The sequence below is a fragment of the Microcella indica genome (assembly GCF_013414345.1).
GTDB lineage: Bacteria > Actinomycetota > Actinomycetes > Actinomycetales > Microbacteriaceae > Microcella > Microcella indica.
In genome coordinates, this window is sequence record NZ_CP058670.1 from 637,258 (window position 1) to 654,365 (window position 17,108).

A 17,108-nucleotide genomic window follows, 5' to 3' on the forward strand; every position below is an offset into this window, starting at 1 on the left:
CTGAACCGGTGAAGATCGCGCGCTTCAGCACCGGCGGAGAGGCACCCCAGTTCGGCATCGTGGACGACGACCACCTCGTCGTGCTCACCGGCGACCCCATGTATCACGGGTTCGCCACCACGGGGGAGCGCGTGCCGCTCTCCCAGGCGCGCATCCTCGCACCGGTCATCCCCCGCTCCAAGGTCGTGTGCGTCGGCATGAACTACGCCGCGCACGCCGCCGAGATGGGGCACGAGGTGGCCGAGACGCCCCTCATCTTCATGAAGCCCAACACCGCCGTCATCGGGCCGGGCGAGCCGATCATCCTGCCCCCCGTCGAGGGGCGCATCACCCACGAGGGCGAGCTCGTCATCGTCATCGGGGCGATCGCCAAGCGCGTCAAGCCCGAAGACTGGCAAGACGTCGTCTTCGGATACACGATCGGCAACGACGTCTCCGCCCGCGACGTCATGTTCGCCGACGGGCAGTGGGCGCGCGCGAAGGGCTACGACACCTTCGCGCCCATCGGGCCGTACATCGAGACCGACCTCGACCCCACCAACCTCGAGATCGAGACCTTCGTCGACGGCGAGCTGCGGCGCAAGGGCAATACGAACGACTTCATCCACTCGATCCCCGACATCATCGCGTTCATCACCGATGCGTGGACCCTCCTGCCGGGCGACATCATCATGACCGGCACGCCCAACGGCCTCGGCGGGTTCGTCGACGGTCAGACCGTCGAGATCCACATCGAGGGGCTCGGCGTGCTGAGCAATCCCGCCAAGAACCGGGACGATCGGCTCGACCCGGCATGACGACCACCGTGCCGGTGACCGCCGAGACGGTGGCGGCGGCGCAGCGCCGCACCCGGCGCGTGCTCATGATCGGCCAGGTGCTCGCCGGTCTCGGCATGGGATCCACGCTCTCCATCGGCGCGATCCTCGCGGCCCAGATCTCCGGTTCGCCCGCGTTCAGCGGGATGGCCGCGACCATGTCGACTCTCGGCGCCGCCCTCGCGGCCGTTCCGCTCGCGCGACTCGCCCGGCGCTCGGGCCGCGCGCCCGCGCTCGCGACCGGGGCCGTGACCGCGGCCCTCGGCGCCGTGCTCGCGATGGTCTCCGCCGGCGTCAGCAACTTCCCGCTGCTTCTCCTGGGCGTCCTGCTCATCGGCACGGGCACGGCCGTCAACCTTCAATCGCGCTTCGCGGCTGCGGACCTCGCGGCACCCGCTACGCGCGGTCGCGACCTCTCCCTCGTCGTCTGGGCGACGACGGTCGGGGCGGTGAGCGGCCCGAACCTCATCGGGCCGGGGGAGAGCCTCGGGGCGTTGCTCGGCCTGCCCGAGCTCAGCGGCCCCTTCCTCTTCACCGTGCTCGCACAGTGCCTCGCCGCCGCGCTCTACCTCGTCGGGCTCCGACCCGACCCGCTCGCCCTCGCGGCCGCCTGGCAGGAGGAGCAGGATCGCGCCACGGCGGCGGAAGCCGCTCGGTCGGGGGTGGCCGCCCCTCCGACTGCCGCGATGTCGGAGGATCGCGTGGGCATCCGCCTCGCCCTCCTGTCGATCGCGCTCAGCCACGCCACGATGGTCGCCGTCATGGCGATGACGCCCGTGCACCTCACCGATCACGGCGCGAGCCTCGTGATCGTGGGCTTCACGATCAGCCTGCACATCGCTGGCATGTATGCGCTGTCCCCCCTCTTCGGCATCCTCTCCGACCGCCTCGGTCGGCGCCCGACGATCCTCCTGGGTCAGGGGATGCTGCTCGCGAGCCTCGTCATGACCGGGTTCGGAGCCGAGAGCGAGGGCTGGGTCGTCGCCGGGCTCATCTTCCTCGGGCTCGGCTGGAGCGCGAGCACTGTCGCGGGGTCTGCGCTGCTCACCGAGTCGGCGGCACCGGCACGGCGCCCCATCGTCCAAGGGCGCAGCGACCTGCTCATGAGCGGCAGCGGGGCCATCGGCGGGGCACTTGCGGGCCCCTTGCTCGCCGGGCTCGGCTACTCGGGGCTGTCGTTCGTGACGATGGCGCTCGTCGGCATCGTGCTCGCCGCGCTGCTCGTGTCACCTCGCGGTGTTCGCCCCGCGATCAGGGGGTAGCGCGGCCTCTCGGCTTCCTCGATCGCTCCGCCTAGACTGAGGGCACGCCGCGGCAGGGGGCCGCGAAGCTGCGCTGCGCGACCTGGTCGCGGATCACTCGGGAGTGGTCGAGGGCGCTGCTGCGGGTTCGGGGGGAACCGTGAGAATGCGTGTCGTCGTCACCATCGTGATGTCAGCGGTGCTCGTGGCCGCCCCCGTGAGCGCGACCGCCGCCGAGGTCGACTCCGTCGAGCCGGGCCTGGTCGCGAGCGCGCCGGACGAGCACCGCGAACTCGACCCGGCCGCGGGCACGATGACGCCGGGCACGGCCGCGTCGGCATCGGGCCTGCTGCCCGCCGCGGGGGTCTACGAGTCGGAGCGCGCCCTCATCCTCCAGAAGACGAACGACCTGCGCGCGACGCGGGGTCTGCCGCCGCTGCGTCTCAACGCCGCCCTCAACGACATCGCGCAGGACTGGTCGGTGCAGCAGGCGCGCACCTCCCGCATGTCCCACCGGCCCGGCTTCCACCTGCTCTACCCCTCCGGATGGTCGCGTGCGGCCGAGAATGTCGCCGCGGGCTACAGCCCCAGCGCGGTCGTGGATGCGTGGGCCGGCTCCTCGGGTCACCGCGCCAACATGCTCGCCAACCACACCGACATCGGCATCGGTGTCGCCGTGAGCTCGACCGGCCGCCTCTACTACACGCAGAACTTCGGCCGATACGCGAGTGCGCCGCCGACCCCACCCGGTGATGTCTACCGGCTCTCGGGCAGCGACCGCTTCGCGACCTCCGCCCAGATCTCCTCCCGCACCTTCCCGTCGGGTGCGAGCACCGTCTACGTCGCGTCGGGTCTCGACTTCCCGGACGCCCTGAGCGCTGCGGCCCTCGCGGGCGCGGCAGACGCGCCCCTGCTGCTCGTCACGCGCTCCTCGGTGCCCTCGGTGATCCTGCGCGAACTGCGGCGCCTCGACCCCGACCGCATCGTCGTGGCGGGCGGCTCCGGCGTCGTCACCTCCGCCGTCATCTCCCGACTGCGCACGGTTGCCGCTGATGTGGATCGCGTGGCCGGTGCGACCCGGTACGACACCTCCCGCAGGCTCGCCCTCGACTCCTACGGCGGCGTCGGCGCTCCCGTCGTCTACATCGCGACCGGGGCGGGGTATGCGGATGCGCTCGCCGCCGGCCCTGCTGCCGCCTCCGTCGACGCACCCGTCGTGCTCGTGCCCGGCGCGTCCCGCTCCGCCGATTCGGCGACCCTCGCGCTGCTGCGCCAGCTGGACACGGATCGGGTCGTGATCGTGGGCGGTACGGGTGCCGTCTCGTCGGGCATCCAGCGATCGCTGGCCGCGGCTGGGCTGGGTGTCGAGCGCATCGCGGGTGCCGACCGCTACGCGACCGCGGCGCTCATCGGCGCCGCGCACTTCCCGGATGCTCCGCGCGGGTACCTCGCGACAGGCACGGGCTTCGCCGACGCGCTCTCGGGCGGTGCCGCCGCCGGCGCACTGGGAGCGCCCCTGTTCACCGTGCGACCGGGGTGCGTGCCGTCGCAGGCCCACTCGGCGCTGCGCGCGCAGAACCCCGACGACCTCGTGCTGCTCGGCGGCCTCGGTGCGCTCTCCCCTCGCGTGGCGGGGTTCTACCGCTGCTGAGCCGGGGCTCTCGCGCGCGGTCGATCGACGGCCGGGCATCCCGCACCGCCTAGACTGGCTCCCCGTGACCAGCCCCGCCTTCTCCACCGCCACCGGCGCCGACGTTCGCGTGCGCTTCTGCCCGTCGCCGACCGGAACCCCGCACGTCGGGCTCATTCGCACGGCCCTGTTCAACTGGGCGTACGCGCGCCACACGGGCGGCACGATGGTGTTCCGCATCGAGGACACCGACGCGGCACGCGACAGCGAGGAGAGCTACCACCAGCTGCTCGACGGCCTGCGCTGGCTCGGCATCGAGTGGGACGAGGGCGTCGAGACGGGCGGGCCGCACGCGCCATACCGGCAGTCGGAGCGCTCGAGCATCTACCGCGCCATCATCGAGCAGCTCACCGCCTCGGGCCACCTGTACGAGAGCTACCTCACGGGCGAGGAGATCGAGGCCCGCAACGTCGCCGCCGGTCGCGACCCGAAGATGGGCTACGACAACTCGGAGCGCGACCTCACCGACGAGCAGAAGGCCGCCTACCGGGCCGAGGGCCGCGAGCCCGCGATGCGCTTGCGCGTACCCGACAGCGAGCTGAGCTTCACCGACCTCGTGCGCGGCGAGATCACCTTCCCCGCCGGCAGCTTCACCGACTTCGTCGTCGTGCGCCCCAACGGAGCCCCGCTGTACACCTTCGTCAACCCCGTCGACGACGCGCTCATGGGCATCACCCACGTGCTGCGCGGGGAGGACCTGCTGTCGTCGACGCCGCGCCAGATCGCGCTGTACCACGCGCTCATCGAGATCGGCATCGCGCAGGCGATCCCGCAGTTCGGCCACCTGCCGTACGTCATGGGGGAGGGCAACAAGAAGCTCTCCAAGCGCGACCCCGCCTCGAACCTGTTCCACCACCGCGAGCGCGGCTTCATCCGCGAGGGACTGCTCAACTACCTGTCGCTGCTCGGCTGGTCGCTCACGCACGACCGCGACGTGTTCACGATGGACGAGATGGTCGCCGCGTTCGACATCGCCGACGTCAACCCCAATCCGGCGCGCTTCGACCTCGCCAAGGCGGAATCGATCAACGGCGACCACGTGAGGATGCTCGGTCTCGACGACTTCGTCGAGCGCAGCATCCCGTACTGCGCCGATGCAGGCCTCTTCAACGAGGTGCCGCGCCCGGCCGAGCGCGAGCTGCTCACGGCGGCCGCGCCGCTCGTGCAGGAGCGCGTCGGGCTGCTCGGTGAGGTGCCCGGCATGGTCGCGTTCCTCTTCACCGCCGACGACGCGCTCGAGATCGAGCCGGACGCCGCCGCGAGCCTCAAGGACGACGCGGCCGCCGTGCTCGACGCGGGCGTTGCGGCGCTCGAGCCGCTCGACGACTTCACGACCGCGGCCATCGAGGAGGCCCTGCGCGCAGCTCTCGTCGACGGGCTCGGCCTCAAGCCGCGCCTCGCGTTCGGGCCGTTGCGCGTCGCCGTGTCGGGGCGCCGCGTGAGCCCGCCGCTCTTCGAGTCGATGGAGCTGCTCGGCCGCGAGTCGACCCTCGCACGCCTGCGCGCCCTCCGAGCAACCCTCTAGCAGCCCCCCGGTCGTCACGTCCCTCGACCCCGCTGTGGGCCAGATCTGGCGCAGAGGGGCGCGTGCGCTCAGAGCCGAGCGCCCTTTCGCGCCAGATCTGGCGCGAAAGGGCTACGCGGGTGGGGCGGGGAGGCGGCGCACGTCGGCGACGCGCTCGGCGATGGACGCCTGCGTAGGCGGGCGCAGCAGCACCCAGGCGACGGCCATGACGATGGTCGAGGCGGCGAAGACGGCGAAGCCGAGCCAGCTCTCCGAGTCCTCGACGCCCGCGTACATGCCGTTGAGGTTCTCGCGCATGCCCGTGAGCAGCACGAGACCGACGTGCACGACCGTGAAGGCCAGGTAGTACCAGAGAACCCAGGCGTGGGTGCGCCGAGCGGTGACGTCGCCGAGGAGGCCCGTGGCGCGCATCCAGCCGCGGGGCCAGACGGGCGAGAGGCGCAGCCCGGTGAGGAGCGCGAGAGGCGCGGCGACGAACACCGTCGCGGAGTAGAACAGCACCTGCAGGCTGTTGTAGCTGCGCCAGCTGTCGTGCGCCGGCCAGTCGAGCGAGAGATACTGCACGCCCGCCGAGACGGCGTTCGGTACGACTGCCCATTCAGTCGGCAGCAGGCGCGCCCAGTGCCCGCTCGCGAGCAGCAGCACGAGGTACACGAGGCCCGTCACGACCCACAGGGCGACGACGGCCAGGTGCCACCAGGTGTGGATGCCGAGCCGCTGAGGCGCTCGTGCCGTGCGCAGCAGGCCGCGGTTGCGCCGCGTGACGAAGGCGATCGGTCGCGTGCGGGAGCGGATGTGCAGGCCCGAGCTCACGATGAAGAGCAGGAAGAACGCATTCAGGTAGTGGGTCCAGCTCAGCCAAGCCGGGAATCCCTCGGGGGTGCCGGGCGGCGGCGCGACCGTGCCGGGGTAGTCGGTGAGGAAGGCGGCTCCGGTCGTCGTGTCCCGCCACCAGCGGGCGAGCAGCACGGCCGCCGCGAGCGCGAGCAGTGCGGCAGCGGCTGCGACCACGAGGACGCGTCGGCGGCGGGGTCTCGCGTCGGGCACCCCTCTACAGTAGTCGTCGACGAGTGGGGGCGCGGTGAGCGGCGGCCGGGCATCCGGCACCGTGTCGACGCGCGAGCGTTCGTCGCAGCAGGGGGAGTCGCGGTGGGAGAATGACGCATGGCCACCCTGAACCCGCACCGCCCCGAGTGGGTGCGCTGGATCCCGGCCGCGATCCTTCTGGTCATCATTGTCGGCGCGGTGCTCGTGGCCGCGATCATGGGGCCGCGACTCGCAGCGGGACCGGGTCCCGCCGGCGAGGACCAGGTGACCGACCTCAACTGGTCGGTGTTCACCGAGCAGGGTCTGCGCTTCATCGATGACGCGCGAACCCCGCGCATCGACCTGAGCTCGCCGCCGGTCGACGCCGCCGAGCTCGGATTGCCCGAGGACGGCTCCCTCACGGTCGGCCCGCACCCGACGGGTCTCGACTACCGACTCGTGCTCATCGCGACCGAAGGCGAGCCGAACGGCGCGCTCTTCACGACACCGCAGTTCACGGTGACGACGGCAGGGGGTCAGCTCGCCTCGGTGCGCGTGGAGGAGCGGGGCTCGCTCACCTTCACCAACGCCTTCCTCGAGGTGAGTGAGCGCGTGCCTGATCTGGGCCTCACCGCTCCGCCCGCTCGCGATCTCGCGCAGGCGATCTCGGATGCGCGCGAGACCGGGCGCCCCGAGGTCGTGAGGTCCGACACGGGATCGGCGGCGGGCATGGACGTCGTCGCCGAGGTGACGTGCTTCGGGGCCGGCTTCTGCCAGGTGTCGTATCTCGTCACTCCGGCGGTAGGGTAAACTCGCAACTCGGTCCGGCTCCGGCTGGAACCGGTGGGGTATGGTGTAATTGGCAACACGGCTGATTCTGGTTCAGTTGTTCTTGGTTCGAGTCCAGGTACCCCAGCCAGATAGGTCTTACTCAAACCGCGCACAAGCGAACTAGAGCCGGACCTCTCGGAAGTCGAAACCCCCGTCTGAATAGGGGGTTTTCGTTGTTAATTTTGATCTGCGCCTGCTCGTCGTCGAAGTAGTGATTACGCATGTCGCGCACCATGCTGTTCGCGCGAGTCCACCCCCTACGTGTCAGGGTTGGGTGAGTCCACCGGTTCATAGCAAGTCCGCCTTGTAGGGCGTTGAAGGATCACCTGTTTCGATGAGTATTGTTTCCCCAGTCGTGCTGGCCGCGGCGGAGGATGGAGTCGTGAGCTCCTCCTCGGTCCCTGATGGTCCGACGCGTCGTCGGTCGTTCACGCCGGCGCAAAAGTTGAAGTATCTGTCCGAGTACGAGACCGCGTGCGAGACCGGTCAGGGCGGTGCGTTCCTGCGCCAGCAGGGCCTGTACTCGTCGTTGATCTCGGAGTGGCGCCGCCAGCGTGACGCGGGCCTGCTGGAGGGTAAGAGCCCAGGCGAAAGCGTCGGGCGGCCCACTGCCGTGCAGGCTGAGAATGCCCGGTTGAAGGCGCAGCTGCGTGGGGCCGAGAAGGAGCGTGATACTGCGGAGGCCGCGCTGGAGATCATGGGAAAACTGCACGCGCTCTTGGAGCAGATCTCCGAGAGCGCGGACCCCGAAGAGCCGCGCAAGAAGCGCTGATGGGCACCTACGTCGAGCTGACCAGCGCGGGCGTCCCGACCCGGCAGGCCGCGGCGTTGACCGGGGTGCCACGCGCGACCGCGACCCGTCTCGTCGCCCGCCAGCGCAAACCCGACCCGGAACCAGCGCCACCGCGTCCGGCGCCGGTGAACAAGCTCTCGCGCGCCGAGCGGGCGGTGGTGCTGGCGGTGTGGCGTAGTGGGAGATGTCGCGGACGAACACGTCCGGCCCGACGACCGTTCCGCCGCCAGGTTTGCGCGTTGACGCGGCCGGGGTCACCGGCCGGGGCTTCTTGGTGTCGCTGTCGATCCCGGCCATGAGGCGCTTGAGCGTCGTGTAGGTGGCGTGCCCGCCCCGGTTCACGAGCTCCTGGCAGGCGGCTTCGAGGCGTTCCCGGTTCTGCTTCCCGAGCCGGTTCAGGATGTTCTGGCAGTCCAGGTAGCCTTGCGCTTCGATTCGCTGCCGGTCCAGGATCTGCTCGATGACCTGCACGGTCGCCGGTCCGAAGCTGCGGGCCCGGTCAGTGAACCAGCGCCTGGACCAGAGCCCGTCGATGTTCCGGTGCTGCGGCGGGACATGCTCCGCCAGCGTCGAGTACTGACCCTTCCGGCCCTGCAGCCTCGGGTGCTCGCAGACGATGTCGTGCCCGTCGAACACCGTCACCCGCGTCGTGGTCAGCCGGACCCGCAGTAGCCGTCCCGCCAGCGCGTAGGGGACGGAATACCGCTGCGAGTCGGCGGTGACGTGGTAGTTCCGGCCGGCCTTCAGCTCCTTCCAATCGACTTCCTCGAAACGGGTATCGGGCAGCGAGCCGAGCAGGTGGGCCTCTTCGGCTTCGAACCGTTCCCACCGGGTCGTATCGTCCGCGCGGCGCAGATCGTGGTTGATCTCCCGGACCCGTTCCTCGATCGCGTCGTTGAGCTCCGCGAGGCTCGTGAAGACGTCGTCTTCGAGGTAGCCGATGACCCGCTTGTTCACCACGTTCACCGCGTTTTCGGCAGCAGCCTTGTCTCGTGGCTTGCGGGATCTGGCCGGGACGATCGCCGTGCCGTAGTGATCGGCGAGCTGCTGATACCTCGCGTTCACGACCCGCTCCGCGTCGCCCTTGTGCCGCTGATGCGTCGAGGGATCTGGGACTTCTCGTCCACGCACAACACGATCGCGTTCTCCGGCGGGCACAAGTACAAGCCCACGACGTCGGTGACCTTCCCGACCAGCTCGGGATCGGTGGAGAACTTGAACGTCTCACTGCGCCACGGCTGCACCCCGTACTTGCGCCATGCGCTCGTCAAGTTTTTGAGACAGTTTGATTGGTTTTCTTATGCGGCCACGGGTTCGCGGTCGCGGGCGTGATGTGCTGCTCGCGCAGCGGCGGGGCTGATGCCGCCGTTGTGGCGGTGGGGCCGCCGGCGGTTGTACCAAGCCTCGATGTATTCCATGACCGCGGTCCGGGCCGAGAGATGGTTCGAGAAGCTCTGCTGGTGGAACATCTCGGTCTTCAGGTGGGAGAAGAACGACTCGGCCACGGCGTTGTCCCAGCACACGCCAACGGCGCCCATCGACTGGGTGATGCCGTTCGAGACGCACCAGTCCTGGAACTGGGTCGAGGTGTATTGACTAGGTTCAACCGGTCGTTGCAACACCAGGTTGTTGAAGTGAGCGTATCTGCTCCTCGAACACCTCGGCTGGCGTCTTCCAGTCGAGGCTTTTGCGGGGCCTGTTGTTGAGCGCGAGAGTGAATCGCCCCGGGTTTAGTGGAGGGCGAGTTCTCCCGGCAGCGGTTGCTGTCGGGTGTTGATCTCACGGTAGTACTCCTTCTCCATCTCGATCGGGGTGAGATACCCGATCGAGGAGTGCAGGCGGTTCTCGTTGAACCAGTGCACCCAGGAAAGCGTCGCGAGCTCGAGCTGGTCGACGGTGCGGAAGGGGCCGTCGATCTTGACGCACTCAGCCTTATAGAGCCCGATCGCCGACTCCGCCAGAGCATTGATGCTTAGGAGTCGCCCACGGTTCCGATCGAGGCGATCGCGCCGGCATCTGCGAGGCGGTCGGCGTAGCGAATTGCAGTGTATTGAGCTCCGGCGTCCGAATGTTGAATGACGCCCATGACGTCCTCGCCGGCGCGATCTCGAATCCACAGTGCCATCTCCAACGCGTCCAACGGCAGCTCGGTCGGCATCCGACCCATGGTTCTCCAGCCCACGATGCGGCGGGAGAACACGTCGGTGACGAACGCGGTGAACGCCATGCCCGACCAGGTGGGCACGTAGGTGAAGTCCACGACCCAGAGCTGGTTCGGCCGGCAGGCGGTGAAGTCGCGGTTGACGTGGTCCTCCGGTCGCAGCGCCCTCTCGTCCGGCCTCGTGGTGATGAACTGTTTCCCGCGGCGAGTCCCGCGAAGACCCTGCTTTCGCATGAGTCGTTCGACGGTGCAGCGAGCGACCGGGGTGCCTTCGCGGCGCAGCAGGTGCCACATCTTGCGCACCCCGCTGATCCCGCGGCCAAGCTTGCGGTCCCAGAAGACCCGCTCGATCTCGGCGATCAGCTGCTCATCGCGCACCGCTCTGGCGGAAGCGGGGCGCTTTTTGAAGGCGTAGTAACCCGACGGGGCAATCTTCACTCCGTGCTCGGTGAGCACTCGGCAGATTGGCTCGACCCCGAACCGGTCACGGTGATCGTCGATGAACTGGGTCACCAGGGAAGTCGCGGGTCGAGCTCCCGCGCGAAGAACGAGGAGGCCGCCAACAAGATCTCGTTGGCACGCTTCAGCTCACGCACTTCAGCCTCAAGATCCTTGATGCGCTTGGCCTCGCTCGTGGTCACCCCCGGCCGCTGCCCGGCATCGATCGCGGCCTGCTTAGCCCAACCTCGAAGAGTGTCGGGGTTGACTCCGGTTCTCTGCCCGATCCGGATCACTGCCGCGTTCAGCGACAGCTCTGGATCTTCCCTCTGGGCTTCCTGCACGAGCCTGATCGCTCGCTCCCGCAACTCCTGCGGATACTTCCTTGGTGCTGGCATGACTTGATCCTCTCGGGGAATCAAGCCCTCCATCAAACCCGGGGCGATTCATACCTCGACACCATCACCGACCCCGCGATCATGACCCGGGAACTCGACCTGCGCAGGGAGCACTACAACACGATCCGGCTGCACGAGGGCATCGGCTACGTCACCCCCGACGACGAGCACCGCGGCCGCGGCCAGGCCATCCGCGACGCCCGCCGCAAGGGACTCGAACGAGCCCGCTCCAACCGGATTGCAACCCGACGGAAACTACGCCACACTACCCACAGAGAGACACCGAACGATGTGGTTAATTGAAACCCCGGAATGGTTAATTATCTCAGACGCACCTCGGTGGAACGCGGATTCAGCGACACCAAACAGTGGCGCGGACTCGCCACCCGCTACGACAAACTCGCCCTCACCTACCGTGGCGGAGCCGTCCTGCGAGCCATCACGCTCTGGCTCAAACGGTTAGGAGACATGCCCTAGCTCGACCAGCGTGCGCACGTGCGACACGAGGGCGGCATCGTGGGCGGCGAGCGACTCGAACGACTTGAGCTCGGGCGACGGCCCCGTGCGGGGAACATCGAGCGCAGCATCCGCCCGGCCAGGCCCGCCTTCGATGTCGACGAATTCGTCACCGTCGACTACGGAAGCAGCGAACGAAGCGATCTCGCGGGTGTTGCGGTAGTTGGTCGAGAGCACGACTCCGCGGCCGGCGACCGAGATGCCTGCCTCGGCGAGCGAGTAGCCGCCGGGGTAGATGGTCTGCTGGCCGTCGCCGATGAGGAGCAAGCCCGCCCGACGACGCCTACTGGTGATGGTGGAATCTCATTTTGACGCCGATGGTCTCATGAGGTGAGACCACCGGCTTGCCTTGCGAACCCGCACGGTGTGTGCTGTTCCTGCCCACGAGAGTTGCATCAGCACATGCTCGCCAGGGTGCGTCCAGGTTGACTCCTCTTGTAGTGCAAAGGTGCCCATAATGCGAGAAGACGAGCGAATCGCCGAAGCCGAGCTCTTGCTTGAGGCGTACCGCACGCGACGCCCGATCGAGCCACTCGTGAAGCGGCATCCCGACATGACGCTCGACGATGCGTACGCTATCCAGTCGATTCAGACTGAGCGTCGCGTTGCCGACGGCGCCGTTATTCGAGGGCACAAAGTCGGGCTCACGAGCCACGCCATGCAACGCCAGATCGGCGTGAGCACGCCCGATTACGGCGTCTTGATGGACGACATGTTTTATCTCGAGAGTCGGCAGATTCGAACAGAGCAGTTTCTGCAGCCCCGAGTCGAACCCGAGATTGCCTTTGTGCTCGCCCGGCCGCTTCGTGGCCCCGGCGTGACGATTGCCGATGCCGTTCGCGCTGTCGACGTGGTTCTGCCTTCGCTCGAAATCATCGACTCGCGCATTGCCGACTGGAAGATCGGCTACTTCGACACCGTGGCCGACAACGCATCGAGCGGCGGCCTCGTTCTCGGTTCGAGTGTGCGCAGGCTGCACGAGCTCGACCTGCGCGGAATGGGTTGCGTTCTGCGCAAGAACGGTCACGTGGTGGGCACTGGCGCCGGCGGCGCGGTTCTCGGTTCACCCCTCAACGCCCTGGTGTGGCTTGCCAACACACTCGGAGAACACGGGGTCGAGCTGCAAGAGGGCGCTGTGGTGCTTCCCGGGTCCATCACTCAATCGGTACCGGTCGAGAGCGGAGACACCGTCACGTGTACTTTCGCCGGGCTGGGATCTCTCACCGCCCAATTCGCGTAATGGTTCACCAAGAAGGAGCACTCGTGGCGAGAAGACTGACAGCCGCAATCGTTGGGCCAGGCAATATCGGCACCGACCTCATGTTCAAGATCATGCGTCATGCAGAGCATCTCGAATTGACGCAGATGATCGGGGTGGACCCGGCATCTGACGGCCTGGCTCGTGCGCGCCGCTTGGGAATCGAGGCGAGCGATGGCGGCGTCGACTGGATGCTGAGCCAGAGCGTCTTGCCCGACATCGTCTTTGAAGCCACGAGTGCCAAAGCTCACGCGGCGAACGCTCCCCGATACCGCGAGGCCGGAATCACCGCGATCGACTTGACGCCTGCGGCTATTGGCCCATACGTGTGTCCGCCGGTGAACCTTGAGTTCAACCTCGACGCTCCGAACATCAACATGATCACTTGTGGCGGCCAAGCAACCACTCCCATGGTCAAGGCTGTCAGCAGCGTGGTCCCCGTTCCCTACGCCGAGATCGTCGCGTCGATCTCGTCGAAGTCGGCTGGCCCGGGCACTCGAGCCAATCTCGATGAGTTCACCGAGTCGACCTCCAAGGCACTGTCGGTGGTTGGCGGTGCGGACATCGGAAAGTCGATCATCATCCTCAATCCTGTTGAGCCGCCCATGATCATGCGCAACACCGTGTTCTGTGCCATCCCAGACGAAGCAGCAGAGGCGGGCGCGCTGCAAGATCGCGTCACCGAGTCGATTCACGCCATGGTCGCGGCCGTGCAGCAGTATGTGCCGGGGTATCGACTGAAGTCTGACCCGCAGTTTGACTCTGCCCGCGCGAACTGGAATGGCTACTCACGCGTCGCCATCTTCTGCGAGGTGCGCGGCCGAGGCGACTACCTGCCCGACTACGCCGGCAATCTCGACATCATCACGGCCGCGTCCGCACGCGTCGGCGACCTGGTCGCGGCGCACCGTCTCGAAACCGCTGGAGCGCAAGCATGAACACCGATGTTCGCATTACCGACACGACCCTGCGCGATGGCTCGCACTCGATGAGTCACCGCTTCACCGAAGAGCAAGTTCGCTCCACGGTGCATGCCCTCGACCAGGCCGGCGTGCAAGTCATCGAGGTCACGCACGGTGACGGCCTCGGAGGCTCGTCGTTCAACTACGGATTCTCACTCGTGCCCGAGCTTGAGCTCATTGCGGCCGCGGTAGAGGAAGCAGAGCGGGCGCGAATCGCTGTACTGATGCTGCCTGGGCTCGGAACCATTCACGACCTCAAGGCCGCCCGCGCGGCTGGCGCTTCCATCGCGCGCATCGCGACACACTGCAGCGAGGCAGACACCTCTCGTCAGCACTTCGGCGCGGCACGCGAGCTGGGTTTTGAGACCGTCGGTTTCCTCATGCTGGCCCACATGCTGACCCCGTCAGAGCTGGCGCAGCAGGCACGAATCATGGCGGATGCTGGTTGCCAGTGCATCTACGTTGTTGACTCCGCTGGCGCCTTGATTCTCGACGACGCTTCGATACGGGTTGCTGCGTTGGTAGACGAACTGGGTGACGATGCACAGGTGGGCTACCACGGCCACCAGAACCTCTCGTTCGGCGTCGCGAACTCGATACTCGCGCAGCGTGCAGGTGCTCGGCAGATCGATGGTTCGCTCGGCGCTCTCGGAGCAGGAGCAGGGAACTCGCCCACGGAGATCTTGGTAGCCGCGTTCGAGAAGGTTGGAGTGACCACGGGGATCGATCTCGATGCAATTCTCGAGGCTGCCGAAGAGGTTGCCGTGCCGTACATGACCCGAATACCTCGTATGGATCGCGCGTCCATCATGCAGGGCTACGCCGGGGTGTACTCAAGCTTCCTTCTTCACGCAGAAGCTGCTGCCGAACGCTATGGAGTGCCTGCTCACGAGATTCTCCGTCGGGTGGGCGAGCGACGCTACGTGGGGGGACAAGAAGACATGATCATCGAGATCGCGATCGAACTTGCCGCGGAGTGGGCGGGGGTGACGACCAGTGGTTGACAACCCCGAATTGACCGAAGCTCTCGCACTCGAACTCTTGAGGTGCGAGTCCGCTCGGCAAGCACGCGGTCCACTGAGCGCACATGAGTGGCCGGGCCTCACTGTTGCTGACGCCTACGGCATTCAAGACGCGAGTCGACGACACCGAGAGTCGCGGGGTGAACGAGTCGTCGGTGTGAAGATGGGCCTCACCAGTCGCGCGAAGCAGAAGACGATGAACGTCGACGAGCCGGTCGTGGCGTGGGTGACGGATGCGATGCAACTGCCCCTCAACCAGCCGATTCATACAGACCGGTACATTCACCCCAGAGTGGAGCCCGAACTGTTCTTTCGTCTTGGTGTCGCGCTGACAGGGCCCGGTGTTACGAAAGAAGACGCCGCCGCCGCCATCGATGCCGTCGTGGCCGGCGTCGACGTCATCGACAGCCGGTATCACAGCTTCGCCTTCACCTTGCCAGACGTCATTGCCGACAACGCCTCCAGCGCAGGATTCATCTTGGGGCCGATCATGAAGCCGATAGGTGCGGTTGACCTCGAGCTCGAGGCCGTCTTGGTTGAGGTCGACGGAATCGTCGTCGATTCGGCAACAGCGACTGCCGTGCTCGGGCATCCGCTCGAGGCGGTTGCCGCGGCAGCAAATCTGCTCGGGCAACGTGGGCTCGCGCTTGCCGCCGGCGACTGGGTCTTGGCGGGTGCCATGACTGACGCGGTTGCCTTGACCGGAGGCCAGTCAGTCTCGTTTCACTTCAGCACGCTCGGCTCGATTCACATGGCCAAGGAGGAGTAGTGCCGATCATCACCGTGACGATGGTTTCTGGCCGGAACCAGAGCCAGATTAGGGCGCTCATCGAAGCGTTGACCGACGCGGCGCATACCGCAATCGATGCGCCACTCGAGAGCATCCGAGTGGTCATCTCTGAAGTGCCCCCGACACACTTCGCGGCGGGCAACGTGACGATCGAAGAGAAGCGAGGCAAGTGATGGTTCGAGAGACCTTCGGGCATGTGATCAACGGCGTCGAGCAGCAATCTGTATCGGGCGAGTTGTTCGACGACGTCAACCCCTGGACTGAAGAGGTGTGGGCCCAGATCGCGCTGGGGGGCAAGGCCGAAGCGGATGCCGCTGTCGCGGCTGCGCGGCTGGCATTCGACGAGGGGCCTTGGCCACGTATGGGCTTCATCAAGCGAGGTGAGATCTTGCACCGTCTCGCCGACCTGATGGCGCGCGACCGTGAGGCGCTTGCGCTCGCCGATTGCCGAGACATGGGCAAACCCGTGAGCCAGGCGCTCGACGATGTCGACCGCAGCATTCTGAATATCCGGTTCTTTGCCGACCAGGCTCGCCTGTCTCAAGCAGATGCGTATCCGATGGACTCAGGCCATCACGCCTACACGCGATACGAGGCTGCCGGGGTCGTCGTGGCGATTGCGCCCTGGAACTTTCCCCTCATGCTCGAGACCTGGAAGGTCGCCCCTGCTCTGGCGTGGGGCAACACTGTCGTCTTGAAACCCGCCGAAGACACTCCAGCGTCGGCGACCATGCTGGCGCGGTTGGCGATTGAAGCGGGCCTACCTCCCGGCGTTCTCAACGTGGTGCACGGGTTCGGCCCTGACTCGGTGGGGCAGTTTCTCACCGAAGACCCTCGTGTTGACCGCATCACGTTCACGGGTGAGTCGGGTACGGGCCGAGCCATCTCACGTGCCGCTGCCATGAACTTGACGCCGGTGAGCCTTGAGCTCGGAGGCAAGGGCGCCAACATCGTGTTTGGCGACGCAGACCTCGATAACGCCGTGCAGTGGGCCGTGCAGGCGATTTTCAGAAACGCCGGCCAAGTGTGCCTCGCTGGCTCGAGACTCTTCGTGCATCGATCGGTGTATGACGAGTTCCTGAGTCGCTTCGCTGCAGCCGCTGAGGGCCTCAAGATCGGTGACCCTGAACTGCATGAGACCGAATTCAGCTGCCTGGCATCTCGAGAGCACTTCGAGAAGGTGACGTCATACCTGGACACGGTCGAGGCTCACGGCGGGACTGTGGTGACCGGTGGGGTGACAGACGGCGGCCTCGTGGTGAAGCCGACAATCATCACCGGAGTCGGGCTGGACTCGCCTCACTACTGCGAAGAGATCTTCGGCCCCGTCGTCGTCGTCCGTCCGTTCGACACGGAACCGGAGGCGGTCGACTTGGCGAACGACTCTCCGTACGGCCTCAATGCGATGGTGTTCACCGAGAACCTCAGCCGAGCACACCGAGTTGCAGCGCGGCTCGAAGCGGGAACTGTCTGGGTCAACTGCTTCTTCATCCGAGACCTTCGAGCGCCCTTTGGTGGCTTCGGTGACTCAGGTGTCGGACGCGAAGGCGGTGTATACAGCCGCGACTTCTTCACAGAGCCCAAGGCCGTGATCGTTGAAGTCTCAAGTCTTACCCAATGAGACCCAGTACTAGCTAGAGAG

15 protein-coding genes, 1 tRNA gene, 3 pseudogenes and 1 other annotated feature are annotated in these 17,108 nt (G+C 66.8%); of the genes and pseudogenes, 13 read left to right on the forward strand and 6 right to left on the reverse strand.

Going from position 1 to position 17,108, the window contains the following annotated elements:
* Positions 1-8: 8 nt before the first annotated feature.
* The 4 genes from HUJ41_RS03120 (at position 9) to gltX (ending at position 5,271) form a co-directional block, all read left to right on the forward strand.
* Positions 9-797 carry a fumarylacetoacetate hydrolase family protein gene (locus tag HUJ41_RS03120; RefSeq protein ID WP_179873314.1) on the forward strand — a complete coding sequence of 263 codons (789 nt, stop codon included), beginning with the start codon at positions 9-11 and terminating at the stop codon, positions 795-797.
* Positions 794-2,077 carry an MFS transporter gene (locus tag HUJ41_RS03125; RefSeq protein ID WP_179873315.1) on the forward strand — a complete coding sequence of 428 codons (1,284 nt, stop codon included), beginning with the start codon at positions 794-796 and terminating at the stop codon, positions 2,075-2,077. The genes HUJ41_RS03120 and HUJ41_RS03125 overlap by 4 nt, the downstream gene beginning before the upstream one ends.
* Positions 2,078-2,222: 145 nt before the next feature.
* Positions 2,223-3,707 carry a cell wall-binding repeat-containing protein gene (locus HUJ41_RS03130; RefSeq protein ID WP_246299342.1) on the forward strand — a complete coding sequence of 495 codons (1,485 nt, stop codon included), beginning with the start codon at positions 2,223-2,225 and terminating at the stop codon, positions 3,705-3,707.
* A 64-nt stretch (positions 3,708-3,771) separates the two neighbouring features.
* A complete protein-coding gene (gene gltX, locus HUJ41_RS03135) occupies positions 3,772-5,271 on the forward strand; it encodes a glutamate--tRNA ligase (RefSeq protein WP_179873317.1) in 1,500 nt (499 codons plus the stop codon).
* A gap of 111 nt (positions 5,272-5,382) precedes the next feature.
* On the opposite strand, the gene HUJ41_RS03140 is transcribed toward gltX, so the two are convergent.
* A complete protein-coding gene (locus HUJ41_RS03140) occupies positions 5,383-6,318 on the reverse strand; it encodes a cytochrome b/b6 domain-containing protein (RefSeq protein WP_179873318.1) in 936 nt (311 codons plus the stop codon).
* Positions 6,319-6,435: 117 nt separating this feature from the next.
* Between HUJ41_RS03140 and HUJ41_RS03145 the strand changes: the two genes are divergently transcribed.
* Together HUJ41_RS03145 and HUJ41_RS03150 are read left to right on the forward strand one after the other, a co-directional pair.
* Positions 6,436-7,107, forward strand: a complete 672-nt coding sequence (locus HUJ41_RS03145) for a hypothetical protein (RefSeq protein ID WP_179873319.1) — start codon at positions 6,436-6,438, stop codon at positions 7,105-7,107.
* Positions 7,108-7,141: 34 nt separating this feature from the next.
* Positions 7,142-7,216: transfer RNA gene (locus tag HUJ41_RS03150), tRNA-Gln, on the forward strand.
* Between the two features lie 234 nt (positions 7,217-7,450).
* On the opposite strand, the gene HUJ41_RS12720 is transcribed toward HUJ41_RS03150, so the two are convergent.
* From HUJ41_RS12720 to HUJ41_RS03175, 4 genes and pseudogenes are all read right to left on the reverse strand, one after another.
* Positions 7,451-8,986 (reverse strand): Mu transposase domain-containing protein, encoded by a 1,536-nt coding sequence (locus HUJ41_RS12720; protein ID WP_246299297.1) that lies wholly within the window; start codon positions 8,984-8,986, stop codon positions 7,451-7,453.
* 41 nt (positions 8,987-9,027) lie between these two features.
* Positions 9,028-9,180: pseudogene (locus tag HUJ41_RS03165) on the reverse strand (IS630 family transposase); the annotation flags it as partial.
* 39 nt (positions 9,181-9,219) lie between these two features.
* Positions 9,220-9,519, reverse strand: a pseudogene (locus tag HUJ41_RS03170) (integrase core domain-containing protein); the annotation flags it as partial.
* Between the two features lie 132 nt (positions 9,520-9,651).
* A pseudogene (locus HUJ41_RS03175) lies at positions 9,652-10,918 on the reverse strand (IS3 family transposase).
* Positions 10,506-10,634, reverse strand: a sequence feature (AL1L pseudoknot). Its footprint overlaps the pseudogene before it by 129 nt.
* Positions 10,919-10,999: 81 nt before the next feature.
* Here HUJ41_RS03175 and HUJ41_RS03180 point away from each other — a divergent pair.
* Positions 11,000-11,221, forward strand: coding sequence for a hypothetical protein (locus HUJ41_RS03180; protein ID WP_179873323.1), 222 nt, complete (start codon positions 11,000-11,002; stop codon positions 11,219-11,221).
* 156 nt (positions 11,222-11,377) lie between these two features.
* On the opposite strand, the gene HUJ41_RS03190 is transcribed toward HUJ41_RS03180, so the two are convergent.
* The gene (locus tag HUJ41_RS03190) at positions 11,378-11,701 is read right to left on the reverse strand and encodes a hypothetical protein (RefSeq protein WP_179873325.1); all 324 of its coding nucleotides are present in this window, start codon (positions 11,699-11,701) and stop codon (positions 11,378-11,380) included.
* Between the two features lie 190 nt (positions 11,702-11,891).
* Between HUJ41_RS03190 and HUJ41_RS03195 the strand changes: the two genes are divergently transcribed.
* The 6 genes from HUJ41_RS03195 (at position 11,892) to HUJ41_RS03220 (ending at position 17,087) form a co-directional block, all read left to right on the forward strand.
* Positions 11,892-12,674: a 2-keto-4-pentenoate hydratase gene (locus tag HUJ41_RS03195; protein ID WP_179873326.1), complete on the forward strand. Its 783-nt coding sequence runs from the start codon at positions 11,892-11,894 to the stop codon at positions 12,672-12,674.
* Positions 12,675-12,697: 23 nt separating this feature from the next.
* On the forward strand, positions 12,698-13,630 hold the full coding sequence (locus HUJ41_RS03200) for an acetaldehyde dehydrogenase (acetylating) (protein ID WP_281363108.1): 933 nt from the start codon (positions 12,698-12,700) through the stop codon (positions 13,628-13,630).
* Complete coding sequence (gene dmpG, locus HUJ41_RS03205) at positions 13,627-14,658, forward strand: 4-hydroxy-2-oxovalerate aldolase (protein ID WP_179873328.1); 1,032 nt, start codon at positions 13,627-13,629, stop codon at positions 14,656-14,658. Before HUJ41_RS03200 ends, dmpG begins: the two co-directional genes overlap by 4 nt.
* A 181-nt stretch (positions 14,659-14,839) precedes the next feature.
* On the forward strand, positions 14,840-15,445 hold the full coding sequence (locus tag HUJ41_RS03210) for a 2-keto-4-pentenoate hydratase (protein ID WP_431356480.1): 606 nt from the start codon (positions 14,840-14,842) through the stop codon (positions 15,443-15,445).
* On the forward strand, positions 15,445-15,639 hold the full coding sequence (locus HUJ41_RS03215; RefSeq protein WP_179873330.1) for a tautomerase family protein: 195 nt from the start codon (positions 15,445-15,447) through the stop codon (positions 15,637-15,639). Before HUJ41_RS03210 ends, HUJ41_RS03215 begins: the two co-directional genes overlap by 1 nt.
* A complete protein-coding gene (locus HUJ41_RS03220; RefSeq protein ID WP_179873331.1) occupies positions 15,639-17,087 on the forward strand; it encodes an aldehyde dehydrogenase in 1,449 nt (482 codons plus the stop codon). Before HUJ41_RS03215 ends, HUJ41_RS03220 begins: the two co-directional genes overlap by 1 nt.
* Positions 17,088-17,108 lie beyond the last annotated feature (21 nt).

Bases quoted from the DNA above. Each gene is read 5' to 3' on its own strand.
- HUJ41_RS03125 (WP_179873315.1), top strand. From the start codon at position 794: ATGACGACCACCGTGCCGGTGACCGCCGAGACGGTGGCGGCGGCGCAG.
- HUJ41_RS03180 (WP_179873323.1), top strand. From the start codon at position 11,000: ATGACCCGGGAACTCGACCTGCGCAGGGAGCACTACAACACGATCCGG.
- HUJ41_RS03195 (WP_179873326.1), top strand. From the start codon at position 11,892: ATGCGAGAAGACGAGCGAATCGCCGAAGCCGAGCTCTTGCTTGAGGCG.
- HUJ41_RS03145 (WP_179873319.1), top strand. From the start codon at position 6,436: ATGGCCACCCTGAACCCGCACCGCCCCGAGTGGGTGCGCTGGATCCCG.
- HUJ41_RS03130 (WP_246299342.1), top strand. From the start codon at position 2,223: ATGCGTGTCGTCGTCACCATCGTGATGTCAGCGGTGCTCGTGGCCGCC.
- HUJ41_RS03220 (WP_179873331.1), top strand. From the start codon at position 15,639: ATGGTTCGAGAGACCTTCGGGCATGTGATCAACGGCGTCGAGCAGCAA.
- HUJ41_RS03210 (WP_431356480.1), top strand. From the start codon at position 14,840: ATGGGCCTCACCAGTCGCGCGAAGCAGAAGACGATGAACGTCGACGAG.
- dmpG (WP_179873328.1), top strand. From the start codon at position 13,627: ATGAACACCGATGTTCGCATTACCGACACGACCCTGCGCGATGGCTCG.